Annotated in this window: 24 protein-coding genes; 16 read left to right on the top strand and 8 right to left on the bottom strand. The window is 56.5% G+C overall.

From position 1 onward, the window contains the following. Positions 1-202: 202 nt before the first annotated feature. Both ACLW56_RS04130 and rnz read right to left on the bottom strand, forming a co-directional pair. On the bottom strand, positions 203-1207 hold the full coding sequence (locus ACLW56_RS04130; RefSeq protein WP_330982551.1) for a chemotaxis protein: 1005 nt from the start codon (positions 1205-1207) through the stop codon (positions 203-205). A 63-nt stretch (positions 1208-1270) separates the two neighbouring features. Further along, on the bottom strand, positions 1271-2191 hold the full coding sequence (gene rnz / locus ACLW56_RS04125; protein WP_330982550.1) for a ribonuclease Z: 921 nt from the start codon (positions 2189-2191) through the stop codon (positions 1271-1273). 48 nt (positions 2192-2239) lie between these two features. Here rnz and ACLW56_RS04120 point away from each other — a divergent pair, with 48 nt between their 5' ends. The 8 genes from ACLW56_RS04120 to menE all read left to right on the top strand — a co-directional run bounded on the left by ACLW56_RS04120 (position 2240) and on the right by menE (position 10131). Continuing rightward, positions 2240-2698: a GNAT family N-acetyltransferase gene (locus ACLW56_RS04120; RefSeq protein ID WP_330982549.1), complete on the top strand. Its 459-nt coding sequence runs from the start codon at positions 2240-2242 to the stop codon at positions 2696-2698. 47 nt (positions 2699-2745) lie between these two features. Beyond that, positions 2746-3051 (top strand): stress response protein ElaB, encoded by a 306-nt coding sequence (gene elaB, locus ACLW56_RS04115; RefSeq protein WP_330982548.1) that lies wholly within the window; start codon positions 2746-2748, stop codon positions 3049-3051. 82 nt (positions 3052-3133) lie between these two features. Then, the gene (menF, locus tag ACLW56_RS04110) at positions 3134-4423 is read left to right on the top strand and encodes an isochorismate synthase MenF (protein WP_330982547.1); all 1290 of its coding nucleotides are present in this window, start codon (positions 3134-3136) and stop codon (positions 4421-4423) included. 78 nt (positions 4424-4501) lie between these two features. Further along, a complete protein-coding gene (menD, locus tag ACLW56_RS04105; protein ID WP_330982546.1) occupies positions 4502-6172 on the top strand; it encodes a 2-succinyl-5-enolpyruvyl-6-hydroxy-3-cyclohexene-1-carboxylic-acid synthase in 1671 nt (556 codons plus the stop codon). Next, positions 6169-6930, top strand: a complete 762-nt coding sequence (gene menH / locus ACLW56_RS04100; protein WP_330982545.1) for a 2-succinyl-6-hydroxy-2,4-cyclohexadiene-1-carboxylate synthase — start codon at positions 6169-6171, stop codon at positions 6928-6930. The genes menD and menH overlap by 4 nt, the downstream gene beginning before the upstream one ends. Positions 6931-6944: 14 nt before the next feature. Next, entirely contained in the window at positions 6945-7802 is an 858-nt protein-coding gene (gene menB / locus ACLW56_RS04095; RefSeq protein WP_330982544.1) for a 1,4-dihydroxy-2-naphthoyl-CoA synthase, read from the top strand. Beyond that, positions 7802-8767, top strand: coding sequence for an o-succinylbenzoate synthase (gene menC, locus ACLW56_RS04090; RefSeq protein ID WP_330982543.1), 966 nt, complete (start codon positions 7802-7804; stop codon positions 8765-8767). The genes menB and menC overlap by 1 nt, the downstream gene beginning before the upstream one ends. After that, complete coding sequence (gene menE, locus ACLW56_RS04085; RefSeq protein ID WP_330982555.1) at positions 8764-10131, top strand: o-succinylbenzoate--CoA ligase; 1368 nt, start codon at positions 8764-8766, stop codon at positions 10129-10131. Before menC ends, menE begins: the two co-directional genes overlap by 4 nt. Here the strand turns inward: menE and ACLW56_RS04080 are convergent. The 3 genes from ACLW56_RS04080 to ACLW56_RS04070 are packed head-to-tail and all read right to left on the bottom strand — an operon-like array spanning position 10128 to position 13079. Further along, on the bottom strand, positions 10128-11642 hold the full coding sequence (locus ACLW56_RS04080) for a tripartite tricarboxylate transporter permease (protein ID WP_330982542.1): 1515 nt from the start codon (positions 11640-11642) through the stop codon (positions 10128-10130). The two genes, menE and ACLW56_RS04080, sit on opposite strands and share 4 nt — an antisense overlap. Positions 11643-11653: 11 nt before the next feature. Next, a complete protein-coding gene (locus ACLW56_RS04075) occupies positions 11654-12088 on the bottom strand; it encodes a tripartite tricarboxylate transporter TctB family protein (protein ID WP_330982541.1) in 435 nt (144 codons plus the stop codon). Positions 12089-12098: 10 nt separating this feature from the next. Continuing rightward, positions 12099-13079 (bottom strand): tripartite tricarboxylate transporter substrate binding protein, encoded by a 981-nt coding sequence (locus tag ACLW56_RS04070; RefSeq protein ID WP_330982540.1) that lies wholly within the window; start codon positions 13077-13079, stop codon positions 12099-12101. Between the two features lie 151 nt (positions 13080-13230). On the opposite strand from ACLW56_RS04070, the gene tctD reads away from it, so the two are divergent. From tctD to yfaU, 8 genes are all read left to right on the top strand, one after another. Continuing rightward, positions 13231-13905, top strand: a complete 675-nt coding sequence (gene tctD / locus ACLW56_RS04065; protein WP_330982539.1) for a transcriptional regulator TctD — start codon at positions 13231-13233, stop codon at positions 13903-13905. After that, entirely contained in the window at positions 13892-15301 is a 1410-nt protein-coding gene (locus ACLW56_RS04060) for a sensor histidine kinase (protein ID WP_330982538.1), read from the top strand. The genes tctD and ACLW56_RS04060 overlap by 14 nt, the downstream gene beginning before the upstream one ends. 966 nt (positions 15302-16267) lie before the next feature. Further along, positions 16268-16810 carry a YfaZ family outer membrane protein gene (locus ACLW56_RS04055; RefSeq protein WP_330982537.1) on the top strand — a complete coding sequence of 181 codons (543 nt, stop codon included), beginning with the start codon at positions 16268-16270 and terminating at the stop codon, positions 16808-16810. Positions 16811-16895: 85 nt separating this feature from the next. Continuing rightward, positions 16896-18095: a nicotinamide mononucleotide deamidase-related protein YfaY gene (locus ACLW56_RS04050; protein ID WP_330982536.1), complete on the top strand. Its 1200-nt coding sequence runs from the start codon at positions 16896-16898 to the stop codon at positions 18093-18095. Positions 18096-18296: 201 nt separating this feature from the next. Next, positions 18297-19079, top strand: coding sequence for an IclR family transcriptional regulator (locus tag ACLW56_RS04045; RefSeq protein ID WP_330982535.1), 783 nt, complete (start codon positions 18297-18299; stop codon positions 19077-19079). A gap of 13 nt (positions 19080-19092) precedes the next feature. Continuing rightward, on the top strand, positions 19093-20298 hold the full coding sequence (gene rhmD, locus ACLW56_RS04040) for an L-rhamnonate dehydratase (RefSeq protein WP_330982534.1): 1206 nt from the start codon (positions 19093-19095) through the stop codon (positions 20296-20298). A gap of 51 nt (positions 20299-20349) precedes the next feature. Beyond that, on the top strand, positions 20350-21639 hold the full coding sequence (locus ACLW56_RS04035) for an MFS transporter (RefSeq protein ID WP_330982533.1): 1290 nt from the start codon (positions 20350-20352) through the stop codon (positions 21637-21639). A 9-nt stretch (positions 21640-21648) separates the two neighbouring features. Further along, the gene (yfaU, locus tag ACLW56_RS04030) at positions 21649-22452 is read left to right on the top strand and encodes a 2-keto-3-deoxy-L-rhamnonate aldolase (protein ID WP_330982532.1); all 804 of its coding nucleotides are present in this window, start codon (positions 21649-21651) and stop codon (positions 22450-22452) included. Here yfaU and glpC read toward each other — a convergent pair. The 3 genes from glpC to glpA are packed head-to-tail and all read right to left on the bottom strand — an operon-like array spanning position 22449 to position 26495. Beyond that, a complete protein-coding gene (glpC, locus tag ACLW56_RS04025; protein WP_330982531.1) occupies positions 22449-23639 on the bottom strand; it encodes an anaerobic glycerol-3-phosphate dehydrogenase subunit GlpC in 1191 nt (396 codons plus the stop codon). The two genes, yfaU and glpC, sit on opposite strands and share 4 nt — an antisense overlap. Next, positions 23636-24877: a glycerol-3-phosphate dehydrogenase subunit GlpB gene (gene glpB / locus ACLW56_RS04020; RefSeq protein ID WP_330982530.1), complete on the bottom strand. Its 1242-nt coding sequence runs from the start codon at positions 24875-24877 to the stop codon at positions 23636-23638. The genes glpC and glpB overlap by 4 nt, the downstream gene beginning before the upstream one ends. Then, complete coding sequence (glpA, locus tag ACLW56_RS04015) at positions 24867-26495, bottom strand: anaerobic glycerol-3-phosphate dehydrogenase subunit A (protein WP_330982529.1); 1629 nt, start codon at positions 26493-26495, stop codon at positions 24867-24869. Before glpA ends, glpB begins: the two co-directional genes overlap by 11 nt. Positions 26496-26512 lie beyond the last annotated feature (17 nt).

Raw genomic sequence — 26512 nt, 5'->3', positions numbered from 1 at the left:
ACTCTAATAACTGTGTCCAAATTAGAGGGAATCCGACGAAACCCGGAGTAGTTAAAGTCAATGTGTCAGGCAGCCTTTTCGGTACCAATGTTGCAACAGGTGGTGGGTTTGACAAAACCTACACCATTACGATTAAAAAGGCTGCAGACATTCCTTAATATGCTCTGATGGATGCCTGATTTCAGGCATCCATTTTCAAACATCACACCGAATGCAAACGGCTGATCAAAGGCCCATCCTCGTGACGTTCGGCGCGTTCCAGCACTTCCTTAATCACTGACGACAGCTCGTTAATCTCAAACTTAGCCACGTAACCATCCGCTTTCACTTTGCGGATATGATCTTCGTTGGCGTTGCCGGAGAGTGAGGAGTGAATCACGACCGGAATGGTTCTCAAACGTGGGTCGGATTTGATTTTGCGTGTCAGGGTAAAGCCGTCCATCTCTGGCATTTCGAGGTCGGTTAAGACCAGCGCGATTTTGTCCGTCACCGGCACGCCTTCGGTTTGTGCTTCCTTCGCTAACTTCTCAATGGTTTCCCACGCCTGTTGCCCGGTGACGTGCATTTTCGCCGGGATTTCCATCGCATGCAGGCCTTTCTCCAGCATCGCACGAGCGACTTTTGAGTCTTCGGCAACAATCGCTGTTGCGCCCGGTTTGATGCTTTGTTTTGGCGCAGTCAGGCGAGTGGCATGCAGGTCATGATCGGCTGGCACAATGTCATACAGGATCTGTTCGACGTCGATAACCATCGCCAGATTGTTGCTGTTTTTGTCGTTATCGAGGCAGGCGATGCTGGTGATGTACTGCCCATTCACCGCTTTCTCTGCCGTGTGAACCTGCGTCCAGTCGAGGCGAATAATGTTCTCGACGGATTCGACGGCAAAGGCCTGTACGCTGCGGGCATATTCGGTGATCAGCAGGATATTCAGGCCGTTTTCAGATTTGCAGCCCAGCACCGACGGCAGGTCGATAACCGGGATAATCTGGTCGCGAATGTTCACCATGCCCATCACGGGCGCTTTAATGCCAGCAGGTTTGGTGAAGGAGGGCATCGGCACAATTTCACGCAGCTTAAAGACGTTGATGCCAAAGAGCTCTGACTTGTCGCCTTCCATCGAGGCGCCCAGGCGGAACAGCAGGAGTTCAAAACGGTTAGACAGGGTCAGATTGGCCCTGTCGTCGATATCTTTCTGGAAATTATCCATGTAGCCCTCAGAGTAAAGAGAATGGCGAGTCTTTACTCTGTTATCGGCAAATGCAGATAAAAGTTAAGCCAGACTGAACACGCTGAAATCTTCCGCCAGTTCGCACGGCTCAAACACGCTTCGGCATTCCGCCAACAGACGCTGACAACCGTGCCAGTCGTAGCGTGAGCTGACATGCGTAATGATGAGTTTGCCGACATTCGCTGCGCGAGCCAGTTCCGCTGTTTGAACCGTGGAAGAGTGCCCACGGCTATTGGCTTTCTCGGCCATCTCATTTTCCAGCGTGGTTTCGTGCACCATGACATCCACATTTTTCGCAAGAATAAGCGCTTCCGGGCAAGGGGCAGTATCACCAAAAATCGCCAGTTTAACGCCTGGCGTGCTCGGGCCAAGATAATCACGGCCATTAACAATGCGTCCGTCCGGCATTTCTACCGTCAGCCCTTGCTTCAGTTGCTGGAACAGCGGGCCGGCTTTAATGCCGTCGGCAAGCAAACGGGCAGCATCTAATGGACCGGGTTTATCGTGCTGCTCAATACGGTAGCCGTAGCACTCAACGGGATGGTTCAACGAATAAGCGGTGACTTTGAAGAAGCCATCGTCAAACACTTCACCCGCGCGAATTTCTTCGATAGTCAGGGGATAATCAGTCCAGGAACCGCTCAGGCGCAACGCTGTTTCGACAAACTCTTTAATGCCTTTCGGGCCATAAATTGTCAGCGGGGAAGGATTGCCCTGCATCGAGCGGCTGCACAGCAGGCCCGGCAAGCCAAACAAATGATCGCCATGCAAATGCGTGATGAAAATTTTATCGAGCTTACCCGGATGATGTGCCGTTTTCAGAAACTGATGCTGAGTGCCTTCACCACAGTCAAACAGCCACATCTGCGAGACGGTGGGCTGTTGCAAATTCAGCACTATCGACGTCATATTACGATTGCGGGTCGGCACGCCAGCGGAGGTGCCGAGAAAAATCAATTCCATCACACTCTTTCCTGATTTGTCAGAACACTCATTATAACGGAGCTTAATATGATTCAGTGGCAGGATCTTCATCATTCCCAACTGACTGTGCCTCAGCTTTACGCCTTGCTCAAATTACGCTGCGAAGTGTTTGTGGTCGAGCAGACCTGCGCCTATCAGGATGTGGACGGTGACGATTTGATTGGCGAGAACCGCCATCTGCTGGGCTGGCGCGACGGAGAGCTGGTGGCGTATGCGAGGATTCTGAAAAGCGAAGACGATTTTGACCCTGTCGTCATTGGTCGGGTGATTGTGAGTAGCGCGGTTCGGGGCGAAAAACTGGGCTATCAGTTAATGGATCAGGCGCTCGCCAGTTGCCAGCAATACTGGCCGCAGAAGGCGATTTATCTGGGTGCGCAGGCTCACCTGCAACCGTTTTACGCACACTTCGGTTTCACGCCAGTCACCGACGTTTACGACGAAGACGGCATTCCACACATCGGCATGGCTCGGGAAGCGCAATCGTAAGCGATTGTCTATAGTTAGCGAGCAGGTTTAACCAAGGAGAAAACGTAATGGCTTATAACGCTTATGAATCCCGTATTGATGACGACCTGGCGCTGTTAAGCGACACGCTTGAGGAAATTCTGAGTTCATCCGGCGATCCGGCCGATGAGAAATACATCGAACTGAAGCTGCGCGCCGAGCAGGCGCTGGATGACGTCAAAATCCGCATCAGCCAGGCTTCCGATACTTATTACTATCGCGCAAAACAAGCCGTTACCCGTGCCGATGACTATGTTCATGAGAAACCGTGGCAGGGAATTGGTGTCGGAGCGGCGGTAGGGCTGGTGTTAGGTTTGCTGTTAGCGCGTCGATAAAAATACGCTCCCTCATCATGGGTACTGCTATTTCGCGGCAGTACCCTCTATAATATGTGGTTTTTATCAGAGGGAGATTCGCGTGTATTCCATTACCGCTGCGCTGGAAAATTTACAGGGTTTTCTGTCTGAGGAGTTCCCTGATGCGCCCGGCTCGCGAATCTTCGACACCGCTTTTCCTCTCAATGATGCTTTCGACCCCCTAAGCTGGCTTTGCAGCCAACACCGCTATCCCCAGTTTTACTGGCAACACCGTAACGGCCACGAAGAAAGCGCTGCGATCGGGGCTGTCTGCCGCTTCAATTCCCTTGCACAGGCCAACGAGTTTCTGGCAAAAAAGCCTGTTGAGCTGCGAATCTGGGGATTAAACGCCTTCACGCCTGAACATGGCGATCTGTTTTTACCACGGCTTGAGTGGCGGCGCGAGGCGGGAAAAGCCAGTCTACGTTTAGCCCTTCACAGTGACACATCGTTGCGTAAAGACGCGCAACAGGCGCGTCAGTTTGTGGCGACGTTAAAGCCGGCCAGCGCATTGCCAGTGTTGTCGGGCGAGCTTAAAGCCGAACGTCACTCTCCAGACAAAGCAGGGTGGATTCGGCTGATTGAGACTGCGACCGAAACCATTGCAAACGGTGAGCTGGATAAAGTAGTGCTGGCGAGGGCGACAGATTTGCAGTTTGCCACACGCCTGAACGCCGGGGCGATGATGGCCGCCAGCCGTCGGGTGAACCTCAACTGCTACCATTTCATGCTGGCCTTCGATGCGGACTCGGCGTTTCTGGGCTCCACCCCGGAAAGACTCTGGCAGCGGCAGGGCACGCAGCTAGAAACCGAAGCGCTGGCTGGCACCGTTGCCAGTCATCATGACGATCGCCAGGCCAAACACCTTGCCGACTGGCTGATGCAGGACGATAAAAATCAGCGTGAAAATATGCTGGTGGTGGAGGATATCTGCCAGCGTCTGCACCAGGACGTCAACTCGCTGGAAGTGTTACCACCGCAGGTTATTCGTTTACGGAAAGTGCAGCATCTCCGACGCTGTATCCAGGCTGAACTTAAAGAACCTGACGATACTCGCTGTCTGCTCCAGCTCCAGCCAACTGCCGCCGTTGCGGGGCTTCCACGGGAACATGCGCGTCATTTTATCGAGCATCATGAACCCTTTACCCGTGAATGGTACGCCGGATCGGCAGGCTATCTCAGCCAGGCCAAAAGTGAATTCTGCGTAGCGCTGCGTTCAGCGAAAGTGACGGATAACGTGGTTCGCCTGTATGCCGGCGCGGGGATTGTGCGGGGATCAGACCCAGAACTTGAGTGGCAGGAAATCACCCAAAAAGCGGCGGGACTGCGTTCGCTGCTTCTTTCGGATTAGCACATAACCGACTCATATCAATAACCTGTCGCTATCGCTCATCTATAATTACTCACAAAATTGATACCGGACAATCTCATGTCAGTAAGCGCATTCAACCGACGCTGGGCGGCGGTGATCCTTGAAGCATTAACCCGCCACGGCGTGCAGCACGTTTGCATTGCGCCGGGGTCGCGTTCCACCCCGCTGACGCTTGCTGCGGCAGAAAATCGCGCACTGATTCATCACACGCATTTTGACGAGCGCGGGCTCGGGCATCTCGCACTAGGGCTGGCAAAAGTCAGCAAACAGCCGGTGGCGGTGATTGTCACTTCCGGTACTGCAGTAGCGAACCTTTATCCTGCGCTGATTGAAGCGGGTTTGACCGGCGAAAAACTCATTTTATTGACCGCTGACAGGCCACCGGAGCTTATCGACTGCGGTGCGAATCAGGCCATTCGTCAGCCGGGCATGTTCGGCTCGCATCCTTCGCAAACCCTTTCCCTGCCGCGCCCGAGCCAGGATATTCCTGCCCGTTGGCTGGTCTCGTCTATCGATAATGCGATGGGCAATGTGCACAGCGGTGGCGTCCACATCAACTGCCCGTTCGCGGAACCGCTGTACGGCGAAATGGACGAAACCGGCGCGGAATGGCAACAGGCGCTGGGCAACTGGTGGCAAAGCGACAAACCCTGGCTGCGTGAAAACCTGCATCTGGAAAGCGAAAAACAGCGCGACTGGTTCTTCTGGCGGCAAAAACGCGGGGTGGTCGTCGCCGGGCGCATGAGCGCTGCGGAAGGCAAGAAAGTGGCAGAATGGGCGCAGACTTTGGGCTGGCCGCTGATTGGCGATGTGCTGTCGCAAACCGGGCAGCCGCTGCCGTGCGCAGATTTGTGGCTGGGCAATGCAAAAGCGGTCAGCGAACTGGCACAGGCGCAAATTGTGGTGCAGCTTGGCAGCAGCCTGACGGGCAAAAGAGTCCTGCAATGGCAGGCGACCTGCGAACCTGATGAATACTGGCTGGTGGACAATTTGCCGGGAAGGCTTGACCCTGCCCATCATCGCGGGCGTCGTCTGGTGTGCGATATCGACCGCTGGCTGGAGCTGCATCCGGCAGAAACGCGCAAGAGCTGGAGCGTTGAGATCCCGCGTTTATCGGCTCAGGCATGGCAAGTAGTGGAAGCCGAGCGTGAAGCGTTTGGTGAAGCGCAGTTTGCTCACCGGATCAGTGATTATCTGCCTGAGCAAGGGCAGTTGTTTGTTGGCAACAGTCTCGTGGTGCGTCTGATTGATGCAATGGGTCAGCTTCCGGCCGGCTACCCGGTTTACAGCAATCGCGGGGCGAGCGGCATTGATGGCCTGATTTCCACCGCCGCTGGCGTACAGCGCGGCAGTGCAAAATCCACCCTGGCGATTGTGGGCGATCTTTCTGCATTGTATGACCTGAATAGCCTGGCGTTACTGCGTCAGGTTTCTGCGCCGCTGGTGCTGGTGGTGGTGAACAATAACGGTGGGCAGATATTCTCGCTGCTGCCGACGCCGGTAGAAGAGCGGGAACGCTTTTATACCCTGCCGCAAAACATTCATTTCGAGCATGCCGCGCAAATGTTTGACCTTCGCTACCATCGCCCGGAAAGCTGGGCGGCGCTGGACGATGTGATGAGCAACGCCTGGCGTCAACCGGTCACCACGGTGGTCGAGCTGGTGGTGAATGACACCGATGGCGCGCAAATGCTGCAACACTTGTTGGCGCGGGTCAGCCAGCTATGACGCTCCACGCCGTGGCGCAGGCTGGCGATGCGGATAAACCCTGGCTGGTTTTTCTGCACGGTTTTTCCGGTGATTGCCGGGAATGGCAGTCCGTTGGCGAAAGCCTTAGCAAACATTCCAGGTTGTATGTCGATTTGCCCGGCCACGGCGGTTCGGCGGATATTTCTGTCAGCAATTTTGACGAAGCGTGTCGCGAACTGCAGGAAACGCTACTTAGTTACAACATACCAGATGGCTGGCTGATAGGGTATTCGCTGGGCGGCCGAGTGGCGATGTATGCCGCTTCGCAGGCAAAACTTGCGGGTATTCGTGGGCTGATTGTGGAAGGCGGGCATCCTGGGTTGCAGAGCGACGAGACACGAGTCGAACGCCTGCAATCCGACGCGCAATGGGCAAAACGCTTTCGCACTGAGCCGCTGGCGCAGGTCTTTGACGCCTGGTATCGCCAGCCTGTTTTTGCTTCTCTGACAGAGAAGCAACGCGCCGAACTGGTCGCCTTACGTGCGGACAACAACGGCCCACGGCTTGCCGATATGCTGCTGGCGACTTCGCTCGCGGTGCAGCCTGATTTACGCGCGGCGTTAAGCACGCGCGACTATCCTTTCTGGTACTTATGTGGTGAACGCGATGCCAAATTCCGTGCAGTAGCGGAAGGTCTGGCCGCGTCCTATCACCTTATCCCTAACGCCGGACACAACGCCCATCGGGAGGATCCCGCTGCGGTGGCCGCGTGTCTGGCACAGATTCTGAACGACTGACGACAGGACACACTATGATCTACCCTGATGAAAAAATGCTCTACGCCCCGGTTGACTGGCAGGACTGCTCCGAAGGTTTTGAAGATATCCGTTATCAGAAATCGTCTGACGGGATCGCCAAAATCACCATTAATCGCCCACAGGTGCGTAACGCGTTCCGTCCGCTGACCGTCAAAGAGATGATTCAGGCGCTGGCTGATGCGCGTTATGACGATAACGTCGGCGTGATAATCCTCACCGGCGAAGGCGACAAAGCCTTCTGCGCTGGCGGCGACCAGAAAGTGCGCGGCGATTACGGCGGATACCAGGACGACTCCGGTACTCATCACCTTAACGTGCTGGATTTCCAGCGTCAGATTCGCACCTGCCCGAAACCTGTTGTCGCCATGGTAGCGGGTTACTCCATCGGCGGCGGTCACGTGCTGCACATGATGTGTGACCTGACCATCGCAGCGGAAAATGCCATCTTCGGCCAGACTGGCCCGAAAGTGGGTTCTTTCGACGGCGGCTGGGGCGCGTCTTACATGGCTCGCATCGTCGGTCAGAAGAAAGCGCGTGAGATTTGGTTCCTGTGCCGTCAGTATGACGCGAAGGCCGCGCTGGACATGGGCCTGGTGAATACCGTGGTTCCGCTGGCGGATTTGGAAAAAGAAACCGTGCGCTGGTGCCGCGAAATGTTGCAAAACAGCCCAATGGCGCTGCGTTGTCTGAAAGCCGCACTTAACGCGGATTGCGACGGTCAGGCCGGTCTGCAAGAGCTGGCGGGTAATGCCACCATGCTGTTCTACATGACCGAAGAAGGGCAGGAAGGTCGCAACGCCTTCAACCAGAAACGTCAGCCTGATTTCAGCAAATTTAAACGGAATCCGTAATGCGTAAAGCCCAGGTGTACCGCTGGCAGATCCCAATGGACGCGGGAGTGGTTCTGCGCGAGCGGCGTTTGAAAACCCGCGATGGGCTGTTTGTCTGGTTGCGCGAAGGCGAGGCCGAAGGCTGGGGCGAAATCTCGCCCTTGCCGGGGTTTAGTCATGAGACGCTGGACGAGGCGCAGGCGGCAACGGTCGCCTGGGTTAACGCATGGCGACAGGGCGAAGATAGCGCGTTGCCAGACATCCCTTCCGTGGCCTTTGGTTTGAGCTGTGCCGTGGCGGAGCTTAATGGTGAATTGCCCCAGGAAGCGGATTACCGTGCGGCACCGCTCTGTACGGGCGATCCAGATGAGCTGTTTGCCGTGCTGGAAGCGATGCCCGGTGAGAAAGTGGCGAAGGTGAAAGTAGGGCTGTGGGAAGCGGTGCGAGACGGTATGGTAGTGAATTTGCTGCTTGAGGCCATTCCCGATCTCTCTCTACGTCTTGATGCCAACCGTGCCTGGACGCCGCTGAAAGCGCAGCAGTTCGCAAAATACGTTAATCCTGATTATCGCTCGCGCATCGCTTTCATCGAAGAGCCTTGCAAAACTCGCGACGACTCACGAGCGTTTGCGCAGGAAACCGGCATTGCGATTGCCTGGGATGAAAGCCTGCGTGAAGCTGATTTCACCTTCACCGCCGAAGCGGGTGTTAAGGCTGTGGTTATCAAGCCAACGCTCACCGGCAGTTTGCAAAAGGTTCGCGAGCAGGTGGCCGCGGCACAGGCGCAAGGCTTAACGGCGGTGATCAGTTCTTCGATTGAGTCGAGCCTTGGCCTTACACAGCTGGCGCGAATCGCTGCGTGGCTGACACCGCAAACGATGCCGGGGCTGGACACGCTAAGCCTGATGCAGGCGCAATTACTGCGCCGCTGGCCGCAAAGCGAATTGCCGTGCCTGACGCGGGAGAGCCTGGAACCGCTGCTATGATTTTTCAGGACTGGCCGTGGCGACACTGGCGCGCCGTTCGTCCGCAGGCGATTGCGCTGCGTCTGGGTGAGGAACGCCTGAACTGGCAGCAGCTTTGTCAGCGTATTGATGCGCTGGCTGGTGGGCTTGCCGAGCAGGGCGTTTCCGCTGGTGACGGTGTTTTACTGCGTGCTTATAACAATCCGCAAACGCTGCTTGCGTGGCTGGCGCTGCTACAGTGCGGCGCTCGCGTGTTGCCAGTAAATCCTCAGTTGCCGCGTGAGCTGGTGGCTGCCTTGCTCCCGCAGTTTTCTTTGCGCCATGCTTTAGTGCTGACGGAAGAAGCCCCTTTTGACACGTTAGCCGCTTTATTCCTTCAACAAAGCAGTGTGACGCCAAACTTCACCTGGCCGTCCGACCATCTGGCAACCATGACGCTAACTTCCGGGTCGAGCGGCTTGCCAAAAGCCGCTGTGCATACGTTTGAAGCGCATCTTGCCAGCGCAGAAGGCGTGCTGGCGTTGATGCCTTACGCTGAAGATGATGACTGGTTGCTGTCGTTACCTCTGTTTCATGTTTCCGGCCAGGGCATTCTCTGGCGCTGGCTGCTGCGCGGTGCGCGTCTGACGGTGCGTGAACATATGCCGTTGGCACAGATGCTGGAAGGGTGCACTCACGCTTCGCTGGTGCCAACACAGCTTTGGCGGCTGCTGCATGAGGAACAAACGCTTTCACTCAAGACGGTGCTTCTTGGTGGCGCGGCCATCCCGGTTGAGCTGGCGGAACAGTCGCGTGCTCGCGGAATACGCACGTTTTGTGGTTACGGTCTGACGGAGTTTGCTTCCACGGCTTGCGCGAAGGAAACGGACGGTGAAGCCGATGTCGGTTCGGCATTGCCGGGGCGGGAAGTGAAAATCGTCGACGGTGAGATTTGGCTGCGAGCCAAAAGCATGGCTGCCGGTTACTGGCGTGACGGTGGGCTGGTGCCGCTGACCAATGCCGAAGGCTGGTTTGCGACACGCGATCGCGGCGAACTGTGTGAAGGACGATTAACAGTGCTTGGGCGCATGGACAATCTGTTTTTCTGCGGCGGCGAAAGCATCCAGCCGGAAGCCGTGGAGCGGGTGATTGTCACTCATCCCGATGTTGAACAGGTGTTCATCGTGCCGTTGGAAGATGCGGAATATGGCCAGCGTCCGGTGGCAGTTATCGAAGGGCGTGAAGGGTTTGAGGTAGAAAGTATGCCCGAGTGGGCGAAAGACAAGCTGGCGCGGTTTCAGCAGCCGGTGTACTGGCTACTGCTGCCTGCCAGCCTGAAAACCGGCGGGATTAAAATTTCCCGCCGGGCGTTACAGGAGTGGGTCAACGCCTCGTTGCGCGGCTAGTTGGCCTCCGCCGTGGTTTTCCGCTGGCGCTTGCGTATCACACGCAGCACCGGCGGGATCACAATGACCGCAATCGCCATCACCAGCAGCGTTTTCGCCACGCCGCTTTCCCACAGAATGTTCATGCTGCCGTTGCTGATAGACAGCGCGCGGCGCAGGTTCTGTTCCAGCATTTCTCCCAGCACGAAGCCAAGGATTAACGGCGACATCGGGAAGTGCATCTTACGCAGGATGTAGCCGAATACCCCAAGCCCAACCATCAACACCAGGTCGAAAGTGGTGCTGTGAACCGCATACACGCCCACGGCGGAAACGGCGGCAATTGCGGGCACCAGGAACCACAGCGGGATAGTCAACATGCGGGTGAACAGGCCAATCAGCGGAATGTTCATGATAAGCAGCATCACGTTGGCAATCAGCAGCGCCGCAATCAGTCCCCACACAATGTCAGGCTGTTCAGTGAACATCGCAGGTCCTGGCGTGATGTTATAGAGCGTCAGCGCACCCATCATCACTGCTGTTGTGCCGGAACCGGGTACGCCGAGCGTCAGCATCGGGATAAACGAGCCGCAGGCTGAAGCGTTGTTCGCTGCCTCCGGGGCCGCTACACCGCGAATATCGCCTTTGCCGAAGCTGTCGCTGTTGCCGCTGATTTTCTTCTCAGTCATGTAGGTGATGGCGCTGGCGATGGTCGCGCCTGCGCCAGGCAACACGCCGACAAAGAAGCCAATCACCGAAGAACGCAGCGTCGTGCCCGCGCACTGCGACGCTTCTTTGAAGTTGAACAACATGCGCCCGGTTTTGCGAACCAGCGTTTTGCCGCCGCTGGTGCTTTCCAGCATCAGCAGGATTTCAGACACCGAGAACAGGCCGATAACCACCACAATAAACTGCACGCCGTCGGACAAATGGACACTGTCGAAAGTGAAGCGATATACCCCGGTGTTGGCATCAACGCCCACCGTCGCCAGGCCCAGTCCGATCAACGCCGCCAAAAAAGATTTCAGCGGATTTTGCGCCATCATGCTGCCGAGGCAGGCGATAGCAAATACCATCAGGGCAAAGTATTCCGCCGGGCCAAACGCCAGCGACCACTGCGCCAGCGCCGGGGCAAACAGAATGATGCCCATAATGGCGATCATCGAGCCCATAAATGAGCTGACGGCTGAAATCGACAACGCCACGCCGCCGCGCCCTTGCTGCGCCATCGGATAACCGTCAAGCGCGGTCATGATGGCTGCCGCATCGCCGGGCACGTTTAGCAGAATGGACGAGATACGCCCGCCATATTCGCAGCCGATATAGACCGTTGCCAGCAAGATCAGCGCTGATTCCGCAGGCAGGTGTAAAGCGAAAGCCAGCGGCAGCAGAATGGCCACGCCGTTAATCGGGCCAAGCCCGGGCAGTAATCCGACGATGGTGCCGACGAAGCAGCCAATCAGCGCGATCGCCAGGTTTTCCGGGGTCATCGCCACGGCGAACCCCTGTGAGAGATAAATCCAGGTATCCATCGAAATCTCCGTCAGTTCAGCCACGCGCCGAGAGGAAGGGTGACGTCCAGTAGCCTGTCAAAGGCGTACCAGAGCAGAAGGCCAAGCACCGCGCCAGACATGCCCGCCGCAGGCAGCGTTGCGCCAAACAGCATGCCGATGATGGCGGTCAGGATCGCCGTCGCCAGCGGGAAGCCGAGCCACTCAAAACCCCAGGCGTACATCAGCAGCACAATCACCATCACCACCAGCCGTTGCAGCACTTTGTGGTGCGGCCATTCCACGGCATCCGGACGGCGTAACAGCAGGGCCACCGAACAGAACACCATCAGGCTGATAATGCCGAGCGGGAAGGGGCGCGGCCCAACCGGTTCATAGCTGTATTCGCTGTGGAGTTGCCAGGCCACCAGCAGGCCGCCGAGGCACAGCAGCAGCCAGATCCCGGCAAAAATACGATCGCTCATCATGGCCTCCGGCTTATTTGGCGAGGCCAAAATATTTTGCCTGCTCGCGATATTCAGTGACCTGCTGCTTCACGTAAGCGTCGAGCTCTTTGCCGTTCATATTGAATTCAAACAGCCCGCGCAGGTCGCGTTGCTGCTTAAATTCTTCGGTCTGCTGCAGTTTCTGGAAAGTGTCCACCCACCAGGCGTACTCGGCATCGCTGACTTTTGGCCCGACGTAGAAGCCGCGAATGATCGGCCAGACCAGGTCATAGCCTTGCTCTTTGGCTGTTGGCACATTGGCTAACTGGCCCGGCAGACGGTTCTCTGAAAACACGGCCAGCACGCGAATTTTGTCGCCTTGCAGATAAGGCACCATCTCGCTGAGATCGCCGGAAACCGCCTGTACATGATTGCCCATCAGTGCCGTCACCGGTTCGCCGCCGCCTTCAAAGGCCACATAGCGCATCTTGTGTGGGTCGACTTTTGCCTGTTGTGCCAGCTTCGCCGCTTTCATCCAGTCCTGGCTGCCGATGGACGCGCCCGCCCCAATCACCACTTTATTGGGATCTTTTTCCATCGTGGTGAGCAGGTCTTTCAGCGATTTCCACGGCGAGTCATTTCGCACGGCGATCATGCCGTAATCGGTGCCGACACTCGCCAGCCAGCGCACGTCGTCAACGTTATAACGGCCAAATTTGCCCTGAGACAGATTGAGCAGCGAGCCGCCGGAAAACGCCACCACCGTGCCGGGTTCCCCTGGGCGCTGGGCAACAATTGCGTTATAAGCGACAGCCCCAACGCCGCCCGGCATATAGGTCACACGCATTGGTTTCTCAATCGCGTGTGTTTCCATCAGGCTCACCTGAATCAGCTTGCAGGTGAGATCAAAGCCGCCGCCGGGTTTCGCTGGGGCGATACATTCGGTGCGCTCTGGCGCTTCCACCGCCAGAGCATTTGCGCTGCTAAGCAGCAGGGCAGAAGTGACCAGAGTACGAAGGATCTGTTTTTTCATTTTGTAGCCTCACGCCGGATGACCGGGAGTGTGTGGGTTGAGGTTTTTTCTGATTATGTGAACCCCACATGTAGCGGTTCAGTTGCGTGATTGTTAAAACAGTAACCTTTCATTTCCCTTTCAATCGGCCTCTAACTTTACAGGATGTGATATGCGTCTCTTATTAGCGGAAGATAACCGTGAGCTGGCTCACTGGCTGGAGAAAGCGCTGGTGCAGGGCGGATTCGCTGTGGATTGCGTGTTTGATGGCAAAGCCGCCGATCACCTGCTGCAAAGTGAAACCTACGCGTTAGCCGTGCTCGACATCGGTATGCCCGGGCTTGATGGCCTGGAAGTGGTACAGCGTTTGCGAAAGAGAGGGCAAACACTTCCTGTGCTGTTGCTGACGGCACGCAGCGCCGTGGCAGAACGAGTGATCGGCCTGAATGCCGGAGCAGATGACTACTTACCTAAACCGTTTGAGCTGGAAGAGCTGGATGCAAGGCTGCGCGCACTGTTGCGACGCAGTGAAGGGCAAGTGCAGGAGAAGCAGCAGCTTGGTGAACTGTCGCTGCATGATGACGGTTATTTTTTACTGAAAGGCCAGACGCTGGCGCTTACGCCTCGGGAACACGCCTTGCTGACGGTGCTGATGTATCGCCGCACACGCCCTGTTTCGCGCCAGCAGCTGTTCGAACAGGTGTTCAGTCTTAACGACGATGTCAGCCCTGAAAGCATTGAACTCTACATCCACCGCTTACGCAAAAAGCTTCAGGACAGCAATGTGCGCATCACCACGCTGCGCGGCCTGGGCTATGTGCTGGAGCGCGGCGATGAAGTGGCGTAAACCGCAATCACTCTATTCTCAACTGCTGCTGTTTCTGGGTTTGCCGATGTTGCTGCTTTGGGCGCTGTCGGCGTTTAACAGCTACGTGAGTGCGCTTCAGGCGGCAACGCAGGCTTACGATCGTACGCTGCTTTCCTCGGCTCGCACGATTTCTGAACGGCTCGAAGTCAGCGAGGGCAAGCTGAAGGTCAATGTGCCGTGGGTGGTGCTCGACAGCTTTGAGCTGAACATGAATGACCGCCTGTATTACAAAGTGGTCGACCCGACAGGAAAGGTGATTTCAGGTTACGGCGACTTGCCCGCGATGCCCCCTTCGACTTCCCGAACGTCACTCTATCCGGCACTGGCCTGGTTTTATCACACCCAATTTCACGGACAGGCGATCCGTGTAGCAAAGCTATTGCAGCCCATAAACGAAGGCGGCATTAGCGGAATGGCGGAAATTTATGTGGCGGAAACGCTGCAATCCCGACGCTATCTGGCTCATCAGTTGCTGCTTTCCTCGCTGACGACTCAGGGCATGTTGGTGCTTTTTACGCTTGTTCTCGCGGGCTGGTTGCTGCGCCGGGTGTTACGCCCCATGCGCCGCCTTTCCGGGATAATGGTGCGCCGTGAACCGGGCTTGCTCACGCCTCTTCCGGAGCTTTTACCCTGGTCGGAAACGCGCTTATTGATAGTGGCTTTTAACCGTTATTTAGAGCGGCTGCGCGGGCTGCTTTCCCGTCAGGAGCGCTTCAGCGCAGACGCTTCGCATCAACTCAAAACCCCGCTGGCGATCCTCAAAACGCAGGTGTCAGTAGCGTTAGCAAGCCAGGACCCGAAGGTATGGCGCGAGAGCTTGCAAGGCATGAGCGCCACGCTGGATAACACGATTTCGCTGACTGAGCGCTTATTGCAACTTTCCACCGTGAAGCAGAAAGAGCAGGGCGATCGTCAGTTCGCAGCGACGGATTTGCGAGAAATAGTGCAACAATCCTGTTTTTCCCGGCTGGCTCAAGCCAGAAGCAAACAGATAGATTTGGGCTATGAAGGCGAACAACAGACTGTTTTGGTGGAAGGCGATGCGCTATTGCTGGGCGAACTGTGCGCCAATCTGCTGGATAACGCGCTGAAATACACGCCAGCGGGCGGCACGGTGACCGTCACTCTACAGCGAGAGGGCGATGCGGTATTGCTGGACGTGGAAGACAGCGGGCCCGGCATTGAAGACGGACAGGCCAGTCAGGCGCTACAGCCGTTTCAGCGACTCGATAACGTGGGTGATGCCATCGGTGCAGGAATTGGCCTGGCGTTGGTCAACGATATCGCTCGCCTGCATCGTTCTCATCCCCAACTTAGCCGTAGTGAAACGCTGGGCGGGCTTCGTGTCAGAATTCGCTTGTTGTCGGCAAATTAATTCCTGATTGATGAGGAGCCCTCAGAAATTTAGTGCATATGAGAGCAGTAGTGGAATCGTTCCGTTCACTATGACTCCACTGCTACTCTGTTATCCCCGCTGCGGTGAACGTGCTAAGGGAATTCACCGCCATCCCCTTACATTATTCGGCCCATCCATGGGCCTCACCCCTTCGGGGCCAGCGCAAGCGCTGTTCAAATTTGTTCCCGACAAATTTGTCCCGGCTCCCGGCAAAAGAAAATCGCCGCTTCACGGAACCTCAACCTTCAGCAACTGGCTAATCGGGTCGGGCGAGATGCATGGTATTCGCCCCATCCCTGGGGCTCACCCCTTCGGGGCCAACGCAAGCGTTGTTCAAAATCGTTCCCGACGATTTTGTCCCTGTAAGTCACGCCCTCAGCCCGCATCCATGCGGGCTGCCCCGGCCAGTCGCTGAAGGTTGAGGCGATTTTCAGCCGGACTCAACATCAAGGTCAAAACCAGGGTCAAAACCTCTGTTCCATTAGCTGAGGTGGGCACTGGTGTTGGTCCCCGCTGAAACCGCCGAGCTGACGACCAGATGACAAGGTCAGGCCGCCATGGATGGCGGACTGAGGCGAAATGAGACATGGACGTCGAGTCGAGCCGACCTTAGGCAGCTGGTTGTCAGGGAGGGGAGTGCAAAGCACCGGTTTCATTCGCGGGGTCGCAGGGATTGTTAAGGGAGCCGCGAGAGGCTCCCTTAACCCGTTCACGTGCTGCGAAAGTTAAGGTGACTGTAAGTCATAAAGTGAACGGAACAGTGCGCTGCACGGCATCAGTGGAAAATGAGGGAGACATCAACCCTGATTGACACCATTTCAGGTAGCAACTGGTTACAGAACTGTTGTAAATAGCCCTTTTAGTTCATTGATTCTCTGGCATTCAACAGTACAATTCTGCTGTTTTGCGCGATTTATTACTTTCTGTTTGCTGGAACGTTAAAAAATGAAAAAAAGTATCATGTCAGGACTGTTCGGGCTGCTGTTTGTGTCAGCAGCGGCGAACGCAATCAGCATCAGTGGTCAGGCGGGTGAGCATTACACCAACCTGGGCGTCGGTTTTGGAACGGAATCCACCGGTCTTGCTCTCAGCGGTGACTGGACGCACAGCGACAACGACGGCGACGTGGCCGGAATTGGCCTGGGCCTTAACATTCCGCTTGGACCTTTTATTGCCACCGTCGGCGGTAAAGGTATTTACACCAATCCGAACGATGGCGATGAAGGTTATGCGGCAGCCGTTGGCGGTGGTCTGCAGTGGCAGATTGGCGACAGCTTCCATCTGTTCGGCGAGTACTACTACTCTCCGGATTCGCTCTCCAGCGGTATCGACAGCTACCAGGAAGCCAATGCGGGTGGCCGCTGGACTATCATGCGTCCCATCAGCATTGAAGCCGGTTACCGTTATCTCAGCCTGGCGGGCAAAGATGGCAACCGTGATAACACCATTGCGGATGGCCCGTACGTTGGCGTAAGCGCGGGATTCTGATCCTCTGGCGCGGCATCCGTCGCGCCTGTTTGCCCTTTCTCCGCACTCCGTTATAGTAAATCGTCCTCTTCTTCAGGAGAAAACGATGATAAACGTGGAGATGCTGTCCACCGGCGACGAAGTGCTGCAGGGTCAAATCATTGACACCAATGCGGCGTGGCTTGCCGATTACTTTTTTAGCCAGGGATTGCCCTTAATTCGACGTAATACCGTCGGTGACAGCCTTGAGTCACTGGTTTCCGTGCTGCGTGAACGCAGCCAATTTGCAGATATTCTGATCGTCAACGGCGGGCTTGGGCCGACCAGTGACGATCTCAGCGCGCTCGCGGCCGCCACCGCAAAAGGTGAAGCGTTGGTGTTGCACGAAGAGTGGCTCAGCCATATGGAGCGCTTCTTCACTGAACGCGGCAGAGTGATGGCGCCAGGCAATCGTAAACAGGCCGAAATCCCTGCCAGCGCAGAGCTCATCGACAACCCTGTCGGCACCGCCTGTGGTTTTGCGGTAAAGCTTAATCGCTGCCTGATGTTCTTCACCCCGGGCGTGCCTTCAGAATTTAAAGTGATGGTGGCACAAGAAATTGTTCCGCGTTTGCGCGAACGCTTCACGCTGCCGGAACCGCCACTATGCCTGCGTTTGACCACGTTTGGCCGCTCAGAAAGCGACCTCGCTCAAAGCCTTGACCCTCTCGAATTACCCCCAGGTGTGACCATGGGTTACCGCTCGTCGATGCCCATTATTGAACTCAAACTGACGGGGCCTGCTTCTGAGAAAGAAGCGATGCTGAAGCTGTGGCCGGAAGTGCAGTGCGTGGCAGGTGAAAGCCTGATTTTTGAGGGAACGGAAGGGCTTCCCGCGCAAATCTCTCGTGAGCTGCAGGAGCGAAAACTGGGGCTAACGATTAGCGAGCAGTTCACCTCCGGGCTGATTGCTTTACAGCTTGGTCGTGAAAACGCGCCGCTGCTGGCAAGCGAAGTGGTGCCCTCGCAGGAAGAAACTCTGGCGCAGACGGCCCACTGGATAGCGGAACGTCGCACCAAGCACTTCGCTGCATTGGCGCTGGCCGTTAGCGGTTTTGAGCAGGAACACCTTAATTTTGCGCTGTCGACGCCGGAAGGCACGCATGCGCTGCGGGTGAAATTCATCACTTCTCGCCATAGCCTGCAAACCCGGCAGGAAGTGTGCGCCATGATGGCGCTCAACATTCTGCGCCGCTGGCTCAATGGCAAGCCGATTGCCAGCGATCACGGCTGGATTAACGTCGTCGAGAGTCTGTTCCTGCCGTAATGCCTTGTTGGCGTGTCGGGCCTCCGGCACGCTGACAGTCCAGCCTGTTGTACTTCTCAGAAATTATTCCGTGCGCTGTCTCCCATTTTAATCTCATAAAATGTTCAACCTGCTGGACGCTCGCCAGACTTTGACCGTCTTCACACTTTGACTTGTCGTCAACCGTAACACTGATTCCAGTATTCAGGATTGGAGTCCAGTATGTTGGAATCAAGCAAGGTCCCCGCGTTGACCCGCGCGATTGAAATTCTCGACCTGATTGGTCGTATTGGCCCGTGCAGTGCCGCGACGATCATCGACGAACTCGGCATTCCCAAAAGCACCGCTTATCTGCTGCTGGGGGAACTGAAAAAACAGCGTTTTCTGCGCATCGATAACCGTGACAACTACTGTCTGTGGACCCGACTGGTCGAACTGGCAGGGCACGCCCTCGGCAAAATGGACTTGCGCGAGCTGGCACGTCCTCGTTTGACACAGTTGATGGATGAGTGCGGATTGCTGTGTCACCTCGGCATCATCGATAACCAGAACGCTTACTACATCCTCAAGATTGAGTCGTCTTCCACCATCAGCGTGCGTTCCCATGAAGGCAAAAGCCTCTCGCTTAACCGTTCAGGGATTGGCAAATGCCTGTTGGCGTGGCAGCCCGAGAGCGTTCAGAGCGCCATCATTGCGACCCTCGACTGGCATCAGGCCACGCCGACAACCCTCACCACGCCGCAAGCCTTGCAGCAAGATCTCGCCCGCATTCGTGCCAGAGGCTGGAGCTTTGATAACGGCGAAGATTATCCCGATGTGCGCTGCGTGGCCGCCCCGGTATTCAACGCCAGTAATGAGCTGACGGCGGCGATTTCCGTGGTCGGCACTCGGCTGCAAATCAACGACGACAATCGTGATTACCTCGCGGGCAAAGCCATTGCCTGCGCGAAAGATATTTCCCGTCTGTTGGGGTGGAAAAGCCCCCTCGAATGGCAAGCTTCATAACAAGGAGAACATCATGACCTTACCGAAAATTAAACACGTCCGGGCCTGGTTTGTGGGCGGAGCTACAGCTGAAAAAGGTGCGGGTGGCGGCGATTATCACGACCAGGGCGCGAATCACTGGATTGACGATCACATCGCTACGCCGATGAGTAAATACAAGCAGTATGAGCAATCACGCCAGTCGTTCGGCATCAACGTGCTCGGCACGCTGATTGTTGAAGTGGAGGCTGATAATGGGCAAACCGGGTTTGCCGTGTCCACCGCTGGCGAAATGGGCTGCTTCATGGTTGAAAAACACCTGAATCGCTTTATCGAAGGCAAGTGCGTGAGTGACATCAAGCTTATCCACGATCAGATGCTGAACGCGACGATGTTCTACTCCGGTTCGGGCGGCCTGGTGATGAACACCCTTTCCTGTGTGGATCTGGCGCTGTGGGATCTGTTCGGCAAAGTCACCGGACTGCCCGTTTACAAGCTGCTGGGTGGCGCGGTACGCGATGAAATTCAGTTCTATGCCACCGGTGCTCGCCCGGATTTGGCAAAAGAAATGGGCTTCATTGGCGGGAAAATGCCGACCCATTACGGGCCGCATGACGGCGATGCAGGCATTCGCAAAGATGCGGCCATGGTGGCGGAATACCGCGAGAAATGCGGCCCGGATTTCTGGCTGATGCTCGATTGCTGGATGAGTCAGGACGTGAACTACGCCACCAAACTGGCCCACGCCTGTGCGCCGCACAACCTGAAGTGGATTGAGGAATGCCTGCCGCCGCAGCAGTACGAAGGCTATCGCGAGCTGAAGCGCAATGCGCCTCCGGGAATGATGGTGACCAGCGGTGAGCATCACGGCACGGTGCAATCTTTCCGCACGCTTTCCGAAACGGGCATCGACATTATGCAGCCGGATGTTGGCTGGTGTGGCGGGTTAACTACGCTTGTCGAGATTGCCGCCATTGCGAAATCTCGCGGTCAACTGGTGGTGCCACACGGCTCGTCGGTGTATTCGCATCACGCCGTCATCACCTTTACCAACACGCCGTTCAGCGAATTCTTGATGACCAGCCCGGATTGTTCAACGCTGCGTCCTCAGTTTGATCCGATCCTGCTGGATGAACCGGTACCGGTGAACGGCCGGATGCACAAAAGCGTGCTGGATAAGCCTGGCTTCGGGGTGGAACTGAACCGCGACTGCAATCTGAAACGTCCTTATAGCCACTAAACCCGCTAGCGCCACGGGATGCCGTGGCGCAAATTTCCTGAGGATAACGCAATGAATACCGCCCTGATTGAAAGCGTGGTAAAGAAAAACCGCGCGCGTTTGATCCCGTTCATGCTGGCGCTGTACGTGCTGGCTTTTCTGGACCGCTCGAACATCGGCTTTGCGAAAGAGACCTACCAAATCGACACCGGCCTCAGTAACGAGGCCTATGCGCTCGGGGCGGGGATTTTCTTTGTGGTATATGCCTTTCTCGGCGTACCGGCCAATCTGTTGATGCGTAAGTTTGGCGCCCGCTACTGGATTGGTGGCACCACGCTGTTATGGGGATTCCTTTCTGCGGCGATGGCGTGGGCCGATACCGAAGCCAAGTTTCTGCTGGTGCGTACGCTGCTCGGCGCAGCGGAAGCCGGGTTCTTCCCCGGAATGATTTACCTCACTTCCCAATGGTTCCCGCAACGCAACCGCGCCAGCATCATGGGCCTGTTTTACATGGGCGCACCGTTGGCGTTAACGCTGGGCTCACCGCTTTCAGGTGCTTTGCTGGAAATGCACGGTTTTATGGGACACCCTGGCTGGTTCTGGATGTTTGTGATTGAAGGCTTGCTGGCGGTGGGCGCAGGCGTGTTCACCTTCTTCTGGCTGGACGATTCCCCACAGCAGGCTCGCTTTCTGACGCAAGAAGAAAAACAGGCCTTGTCGCAGCAGCTTGCCAGCGAAGAGCAAACGAAAGTGACCTCAAAACTGAGCGACGCCATCCGTATTGGGCGCGTCTGGCAACTGGCGATGATTTATCTCTGCATCCAGGTGGCGGTGTATGGGCTGATTTTCTTCCTGCCGACTCAGGTTGCCGTGCTGCTCGGAACCAAAGTGGGTTTCTACGCCTCGGTGATCACCGCGATCCCTTGGGTGTTTGCGTTACTGGGCACGTGGCTGATCCCGCGTTATTCCGATCGTACCGGTGAACGTCGCAAGATTGCTGCGTTTACTTTACTGGCGGCAGGTATCGGGATTGGCGTGTCCGGGCTGGTTTCGCCGGTGTTGGCCATCGCAGCGCTTTGCGTGGCGGCCGTTGGTTTTATCGCGGTGCAGCCCGTTTTCTGGACGATGCCGACACAGTTACTTTCTGGCACCGCGCTGGCCGCAGGGATTGGTTTCGTGAACCTGTTTGGCGCGGTTGGCGGGTTTATTGCGCCCATTCTGCGCGTGCAGGCTGAAACGTTATTTGCCAGCAACTCCGCAGGGCTGCTAACGCTTGCCGCGGTTGCCATCCTCGGTTCCATTTTGATTTTTTCGCTGCAGGTCGCAAAGCCCGCGGCACAACCTGACTCTGTAGTCCAATAAAGGATGACCATGAACACGATATTAGCGAATCCGTTTAAGGCAGCTTTACTGCGTGGAGAAACGCAGATTGGCCTGTGGCTGAGTTCCACCACGGCGTACATGGCTGAAATTGCGGCAACCTCTGGCTACGACTGGTTGCTTATCGACGGTGAACACGCGCCGAATACGATTCAGGATCTCTATCACCAACTGCAGGCCGTTGCGCCGTATGCCAGTCACCCGGTGATCCGTCCGGTAGACGACAATCGCAGCCTGATAAAACAGGTGCTGGATATCGGCACGCGAACGCTGCTGATTCCTATGGTGGAAAGTGCGGAACAGGTGAAAGCGATTGTCTCTGCTACTCGTTACCCGCCGTTGGGTGTGCGCGGTGTCGGGGCGGGTGTTGCTCGCGCTGCTCGCTGGGGGCGAGTCGAGAATTATATGGCTCAGGCCAATGATGAACTTTGCTTGCTGATTCAGGTGGAAACGAAAGCGGCGCTGGAGAACCTGGACGCGATTCTGGATGTTGAAGGCATCGACGGCGTTTTCATCGGCCCGGCTGATTTATCCGCCTCTTTGGGCTACCCCGATAACGCGGGTCATCCTGAAGTCCAGCAGGTCATCGAGCAAAGCATCAAACGCATTCGCGCGGCGGGCAAAGCAGCGGGGTTCCTTGCTGTCGATCCAGAGATGGCAAAGAAATGCCTTTCATGGGGGGCGAACTTTGTCGCGGTGGGCGTGGACACGATGCTGTATACCGAAGCGCTGGATAAGCGGCTGGCGCAGTTTAAGTCTTTACCCGCCGCGGGGGACTCGAAGGGGAGCTACTAGGTTAACGCCTGAGCCAGCAAGGAAATGGGGTGTTCACAACGCAGGCTGGTGGACATCTCAATTTGCCATTTGCAGGTTTCGCAGTCAGTTATCACCAGGTCCGCGCCGCTCTCCTCTATCTGACGGAACAGCGGCGCGCCAATCGCCTGCGAGGTGCTGTAATTTTCGGACTTAAAGCCGTAAGTTCCTGCGATGCCACAGCATTGCGAATCCAGCACCATCACTTCCAGTTCCGGGATCTGACGCAGCAGTTCGAGGGTGTAAATCGCCCAGCCCATTTTCTCCATATGACACGGCGTGTGATAAATCACTTTTAACGGCAGATGGCGCAGCGGCAGGGTTTTGCCGGCGTCTGTCTGCTTCCACAGCCAGCGGGTGGCAAGCTCAATGTCATTGCGCAGGTCGTGATTGTCGATATCCAGCAAATGCGGGTATTCGTCGCGCAGGGTAAAAGTGCAGGTCGAGGAGGTGGCGATGACTGGCCGCTGTTTTTCGACAATCGCCTTGCGCAGCGAAACGGTATTGGTCTGCGCCTGTTTACGTGCTTTATCGACAAAGCCGTTGGCAATCAGCGGCACGCCGCAGCACTTCTCTTTGTCCAGTAGTTGCACGCCCGTGCCCATCGCATTCAGCACGGTAATTAAGTCTTTGCCTAGTTGTGGGTTGTTGTAGTTAACGTAGCAACCGTGGAAGAAAGCGACCTGATCGGCATACTGAGCCTGCTGTTTTGCCACACTGCGATACCAGCGACGGAAGGTACCAAAGCCGTACTTCGGCAACTGGCGGCGGTGGTCGATTTTCAGAGCAACATCCAGCAGTTGGCGCACGGGTTTCAAACTCGTTGTGGCGTTGACGATGGGTGCAAACGGGGTGGAGAGCGAGCCCATCAAATCGGTATGGCTGAGCACGGCATCACGCAGCGTGGGTTTGCTCTGGCTGTGCTGAGCGCGAGCGCGCTGGATGATATCGCCAATGTTGACGTCAGAAGGGCAGGCCACCTCGCATCGCTTGCAGTTGATGCAGTATTTAAGCGCTTCGTCGTACAGCGTCGGGTCTTTTAATCTCAGGCGTTCACCGTCCGGCCCGGCTTGTTTCGGGCCAGGATACTGAGGATTTACCCGACTGACCGGGCACGCGGTAGTGCAGACCGTGCATTTGATGCAGCTTTCAAACCGGGTGTCGCTCATGGCTGTTCTCCTGCAAGGTCAAGAATTTGTTGGGCTGCGTGCAGCGCGGTGACGGCGCTCACGCCTCCGCCACAGCCCTCAGCGATGGCATCAAAACCCCCGAGAACGCCGCCAATCGCAAACACATTCGCGAAAGGCTGACCGTTGAGCGAAGGGCGCAACGTGGCATCCGTTTTCACGCCAAAGCGCTGCCAGGGTTGTGGGGTGAAGAAGTCACGTCGATACCAGCTGTCGCGCGGCAGGGTTTGCAGAATATCTAAACCCATCACCGGTTCCGTAACACCTTCGCGGCTGGCAATCAGCCCGTTGCTGAAGAAGCTGCCGCTGGCGAGAACGGCAAACCGGGTGCGTAAGGGGATTTCTGCATGATTACGGGTCATGATCGCGCTGACTTTTCCGTCTTCACAGACAACTTCCCGCACGGCATCACCCGCGAGCCATACACCGCCTTGCTTCACAAACTGGCGCTGTAAGGTATCGTGCAATTTGAAACCGGGCACGGAGGGCGGCAGCGTTGGGATTAACGCCAGTGGGCAGGAGAGCTTTTCATTCAGCCATTGCCAGAGCCTGTCGTCCTGCAAGCCAAAACAGGCGGGAAGCAGCAGCTGATCGTACTGTTTTGCCATCGGTTCCAGAGCGTCGAGCAAGGCATCCCACTGCGAACCGTCATCAAGCAGACGCGCAAGAGTGACTGAGCGGAATTCCGAGGCGTTATCTCGCAGAGCATCCAGTGCGGGCAGGGTTATCTCCAGCGCATCGGCCTCGATACCCGTTTTTCGTAACGAGGCGGCCGCCAGATGAGGCTCGAAATCGACAAATCCGCTGAAGCCGACGACAGCGATTTTGTTCCCGATAAGCGGCTCGCGGGCAACTTCCTGCGGAGTCAGCCAGGCTTGCCGCGTTGTGCCCAGCGGGGTAATTCGCTGATGAGGTTGTGTGAGGTTGCCGTGCATGGCAATGCCGGGTTCTGCCAGCATCTGTTCCGTTTGCTGGGCATAAGCCAGCACTAGCTCGGGGCCTAAAAGGCTGTAAGGATGGTTTGGCTCTTGCTCGGCGAGCGTTTTCAGTGCGCTGGCAAGATTGCCTGAGTGATTCAGCAAATCCAGCGAGCCAGAGGAAAAGTGCAGGCCGCTTTGTCCGCGGCTGATGATGGCGCAGCGCAAGCCTTGCTGGCTGAGCCTTATGCCGCACAGCAGCCCGGCCAGGCCACCGCCAATAATCACCGTATCAAATTTCATCCTGCTGCTCCTTTTCCAGCCCGCACAATCCTTGCCATACCCAACGGGTAAATTCACTTTCACGTAAGGCGTCGCCCCAGGCGATGGGTTCGATTCCCTTCCAGCGTTCGTTCAGAAATTCTGAGAGTTGGTTAAGAGACTGGGCAGGCGTGGTCACCTGATAGCGGTTCAGCAGAGCTGTCGCGCGACAGGCGCAGAGTTCGCCCTGACAGGTACCCATGCCGACGCGGGTACGACGCCGTAAATCGAGTAAATTTTTCACCCCGAGATTTTCTATCGCGTACTGCACTTCGCCTGCGGTGACCGCCTCGCATTCACAGACCAGGCTGCGGTGTAAGCGGGAATCGCCCAGCCAGTTTGGCGTTCTGTCGCCATGGCGATAGACCGCTGAACCGCGTAATGGCGCAGGCAAAGAAATCATGCGATTGAGCGTCTTTTCAGTGGTTTCACGCGAGCCGGGAAGGGCAACGCTGGCGGTAGTGCACGGCACGTTGTGGTTAAGCTTGCGGCAGACTGCATCGGTAGCCATTTCTGCCATCAGGCGATAGGTCATCAGCTTACCGCCAGTGATGGTGATAAAGCCTTCCAGGCCATCACGTTGAGCATGATCGAGCAGCACAATTCCGCGGCTGACGTTACGCCCGCTGGGATCGTCATCGCTGGCAACCAAAGGGCGCACGCCGCAATAGGCTCGCAGAATGCGGGTTGTAGCGATCGCAGGCGAGAGCTTTTTACCTTCGCGCAGCAATGTATCGACTTCAGCTGCGGTGACACGGTTATCATCGATATCACGGTAATCAATGTGTGTGGAAGTGGTACCAATCAGCGAGATGGTGTCGCCGGGCACCAGAATGTCGGCATCGGCGGGTTTACGGCAGCGGTTTATCACGTGCTGGTTGATACGATGATCGAAGATAAGCAGCGATCCTTTGGCCGGGAACATCCGCACCTTTAGATCGGCATATTCCGCAATTCGCTGGCCCCAGATACCCCCTGCATTCACCACTATCGAGGCATAAATCTTCACGCTGGCCTGGTGCTGACGATCCCAGACGGTAGCCCCGCAGACCCTGTCGCCCTGGCGTATCAGGCCGGTGACTTCGCAGCCTGTTAACACCACTGCGTCGTGTTCGCGTGCATCCAGCATATTGGCGGCGGTTAACCGAAACGGATCGACTGTGCCATCTGGCACTTTAACTGCACCAATAAGCGCCGGATTGACGGAGGGTTCCCATTGCCGCGCCTGAGTGGGCGTTAGCGGTTGGGCATGAATATCGGCTGCAAGGCAGGCCTCAATGAACGTGTGCTGATAGTCTAGCGAGTCTTCCGGCAGCGTAATAAACAGGCCGTCAGTCGCTTCGATGCAGTGATGGGCAATTTGCTTGAGGATGGCGTTTTCGGCGATGCACTCGCGCGCGGATTCGCTGTCGGTGACGGCATAACGAGCACCGCTGTGCAGTAAACCGTGATTGCGCCCGGTTGCGCCCGTGGCGATATCATCTCGCTCAACAAGCAGCGTTTTCAGGCCGCGAAGGGCGCAGTCGCGGGCAATGCCTGCGCCAGTGGCCCCGCCACCAATGATCAGCACGTCGGTTTCACGAGTTTCACAGAAAGGCATGACATTCCCTCGAAGTT

It is taken from the genome of Pantoea sp. sgz302252 (assembly GCF_047713085.1).
Taxonomy (GTDB): Bacteria; Pseudomonadota; Gammaproteobacteria; order Enterobacterales; family Enterobacteriaceae; genus Scandinavium.
Note: the sequence above shows the minus strand (reverse complement) of the source record. Positions and strands in the feature narration are given on the sequence as shown.